This window comes from Kitasatospora sp. NPDC056531, from assembly GCF_042794375.1.
In the GTDB taxonomy this organism is placed as follows: domain Bacteria; phylum Actinomycetota; class Actinomycetes; order Streptomycetales; family Streptomycetaceae; genus Kitasatospora.
Genome location: NZ_JBHTTU010000259.1, coordinates 1 through 3,120, shown reverse-complemented (window position 1 = coordinate 3,120; position 3,120 = coordinate 1). Strand labels below are relative to the sequence as shown.

The following is a 3,120-nucleotide window of genomic DNA, read 5'->3' as shown; positions in this document are numbered from 1 at the left end:
GTAGTGGCCACCAATACGATGAAAGCGAATCAAGCAGATGAAGTACGAAGGCAGCACCAAGAATGACGAAGAGCGCCTGACCACCGAGGATCTGGCCCGTTCCCCCGAGACGGAGAAGGAACCCGTGGGCCAGGACCGGCAGGAGACGGAAACGGCGGAGGAGAGGCCGGTGTACCCGGGCGAGGCCACCGGTGGACTCGCCGATGTGGGCGCCGAGGAGGAAGCCGGACGGGCGGAGAAGGGGGAACCCGAGAGCCGGGAGACCGCCGACGAGCGCGGAACCCCTAAAGAGCGGGAGACCGCAGAACAGCCGAGCGAGCCCACCCGGGGCGCTGGTGAGGAGCCGCTGTTCGCCCCGGAGGACGAGCATGAGCTCAGGTCCCGCTGGCAGGAGATCCAGAGCCAGTTCGTCGACGATCCCCAGGACGCGGTGCGCTCGGCGGATGCATTGGTCGCTGACCTGATGCAGCGCCTGGCTGCCTCCTTCTCGGGCCACAAACGAGGCTTGGAGCAGCAGTGGAACCGTGGGGGTGAAGTGCAGACCGAAGACCTGCGGCTGGCACTCCAGCAGTATCGGTCCTTCTTCAACCGGCTGCTCAGCAGCTGAGTCCGGTCGCCGGTGCAGCGGCGGGGCCGATCCAGCGGCTGCTCGTGCCACCACGCGCAGGTGACGGTGAGCCGGGGTCCCAGCCGATGGCGAAGTCGGGAGATCCTCAAATGCCACCGGCGGCACCCCACTGCTGCCCTGACCGACATCGGCCGGGGCAGCGGTTTGCGCCCGGTGGGTAGGCTGCCGTCCGGCTGGCGGTCACGGTGCCTGGGTGTCGGCTGGCGGCGGCTCGGGGGTCTCGTCGTCCTCGGCCTTGGCCCGGACGTCCTTCGGTGTGGGGGCGACGATGTGGCGTTCCTCTGCGGACCGCTCCCGTGCCTTCTCGTCAGACTGCGGGGTGTTTTCGTCAGGCTGCGGGGTGTCGTTCTTCTTTCGGGCGCTCATGGCCCCGTCCTCTCGTGAGGTCTGGCGGATTTCGGTGCGCACGCGGTGTCGCGCGTCTGTCCATCCGCAGGCAAGCAATTCGCCGTCACGCCCGCGGCTGCGGGCAAGAAGGCAGCGGAGGAACTCCTCTCCGTGCAGGGCGGCGAGCACGGCGGTTGCGGCGCTGACGCCGGGGAGGCAACGGGAGGGCACCGACGGCCGCCGCCAGGTTGGCCGGAGCCTCAACGGTCGGCGGCCCGTCATGCCCTCGCGCAGTGCCCGCAGCTCGTCGGGTGCAGGCAGCCGAGGATCGGCCGAGCCGTCGGCGGCAGGGCCTCCTCCAGGAAGCCTGTGGACGTGCTGCTCGGCCACCGACACCTCACGGTGGGCGTCCTGCGCGGTGCGCACGTTCCTCAGTCCCGTCAGCTCGTGCGCGCCCGCGCCCACCGCGAGCACCAGCAGCTCCGCCGGATCGACCTTGCACAGCAGGATGATGACCGCCGGGAGGCCGACCCCAGCCATCATCGTCAGATGGATCGCCGATTCGCGCAACGCGGTGTCCTGGACGCGGGCGCGGCGGTGCAATACCCAGTCCGCCGCGGCCGGCACGATCAACGCGGGCACCGGCCCGTACATGAGGTAGCGCGTGGAGGCATCCCGCACGTCCCGTCCTGGGCCGGTCGGCTGCCGCAGCGCGGCTGCCCTCACCGGAGGATACTGCCCGTGCCCGGCGCAGTTGGCTGAGGCCCACACGACCGCTCCCCTTCGTCGGCTCCCCTGTTCGCGGATGCCACCCGGGTGTGGCTCATGCACCCCAGGACAACTGGGCGAATTGCATGACACCGGTAGCCAGGAGGGGGCGGGGTTGCCTAGGGGCCCCGGGTGATTCCGGATCATGAGGATGGCGGCGAGGGCAGCGCGAAGTGACGAACGGTGGGAGGCAACGACGACGAGGGGCAAGAATCGGAGGAGAAGGCGGAGCACAAGTGGAGCGAGATACTCCAGGAGGTGAGGGTCGCCCAGACCGACGCGCAGATCCTCTTCGGGTTCCTGATCAGCGTGCTGTTCACCCCTAGGTTCATCCAGATCAGTCCGGCAGACCGGACGCTCTACGACGTCACGGTGGTCCTCAACGCTGTCGCCACCGGCACGCTGATCGCCGTAACCGAGCTCCGGCCGGCCCATCCGGAAACGAAGCACCGCGCGGTTCGGTCGGCCACAACCACGGGCCGCGCTATCGGCGCCGGGCCGAGCCGCTGTCCCACTCCTCCTGGCCACCACGTAGCGCCCATCCGGCGACCGCGCCGCCGTGTACCGTGAATCCGACGCCGGTCAGCCAGGACTGGACCACCAGGACGGTCCCGACCGTCCCGTACGAGATGGCGTTGGAAACCAGCAGCGGCGCGAAGACCAGCCAGGAGAAGAACCGCAAGCCGACCAGCGTGGCCATAGTGAAGGCCGCGCCCGGCAGCAGGCCGCGCCACGGTACCCGCCTGCCGAGCAGGAGGTGCGGAAGCCACCAGAACTGCAGCAGGCCTCCGATCAGGGTCGCGCGGATCCGAGGGACGGGCTGGGCGGCCGTGTGTGACGCCACGGCACGCCGCTCCAGGCAGCGATGACGAGATACGCGGTCACGCCGCCCACTGCCACCGCTCGCCGCCACATCTGGTGCCCCCACCGGCGTGAAGCCGCCAGATCCGCTCGTAGACGGCCTGGATCGCGCCGGTGAGCGAGATCCCGAACGCGGCGACGGCGGCAAGGCTGAAGGCGGTGATGGTGCTGAGGATCTGCCCGCGAGAGCTGAACAGCATGCTGACCGCCCGGCTGCCGCGCGGCGACAGTCCGGGCCGTCGGCGATCCAGTCCGTGATGCCGCGGGCCGTGGGCGGGGAGCCGCGGCGATCACCATGAGCAACCGCACTAGGGTCGGGAACATCAGCGTGGCGAACGCCAGCGACCGGTGCAGCAACTCGATCTCTCGGCCGCGCCGCCACGCCCTCCGGGAGACCTCCGTCAGCCGACGGCCACGCAGTAGAGGGCCGGATCCATGCCGACCGCGCAGCCTCCGCCCCGCGGTGCGCGGCCGGCATCGTCTCCAGGGGAAGCATCTTCGGCCGTCTGCCCGTGATCGACCGCTCATCCCGGAGA

General features: G+C 69.9%; 5 protein-coding genes. 2 read left to right on the top strand and 3 right to left on the bottom strand.

Annotation, left to right across the window (positions count from 1 at the left end; translation table 11 throughout):
- Positions 1–37: 37 nt before the first annotated feature.
- Positions 38–607, top strand: a complete 570-nt coding sequence (locus ACFQ87_RS45295; RefSeq protein WP_380616890.1) for a hypothetical protein — start codon at positions 38–40, stop codon at positions 605–607.
- 201 nt (positions 608–808) lie between these two features.
- Here ACFQ87_RS45295 and ACFQ87_RS45290 read toward each other — a convergent pair whose 3' ends face one another.
- Entirely contained in the window at positions 809–1,636 is an 828-nt protein-coding gene (locus tag ACFQ87_RS45290) for a hypothetical protein (protein WP_380616889.1), read from the bottom strand.
- A 270-nt stretch (positions 1,637–1,906) separates the two neighbouring features.
- Here ACFQ87_RS45290 and ACFQ87_RS45285 point away from each other — a divergent pair, with 270 nt between their 5' ends.
- Entirely contained in the window at positions 1,907–2,293 is a 387-nt protein-coding gene (locus tag ACFQ87_RS45285; RefSeq protein WP_380616888.1) for a DUF6328 family protein, read from the top strand.
- On the opposite strand, the gene ACFQ87_RS45280 is transcribed toward ACFQ87_RS45285, so the two are convergent.
- Positions 2,208–2,567 (bottom strand): hypothetical protein, encoded by a 360-nt coding sequence (locus ACFQ87_RS45280; RefSeq protein ID WP_380616887.1) that lies wholly within the window; start codon positions 2,565–2,567, stop codon positions 2,208–2,210. The two genes, ACFQ87_RS45285 and ACFQ87_RS45280, sit on opposite strands and share 86 nt — an antisense overlap.
- Before the next feature lie 37 nt (positions 2,568–2,604).
- Positions 2,605–2,784 (bottom strand): hypothetical protein, encoded by a 180-nt coding sequence (locus ACFQ87_RS45275; RefSeq protein ID WP_380616886.1) that lies wholly within the window; start codon positions 2,782–2,784, stop codon positions 2,605–2,607.
- Positions 2,785–3,120 lie beyond the last annotated feature (336 nt).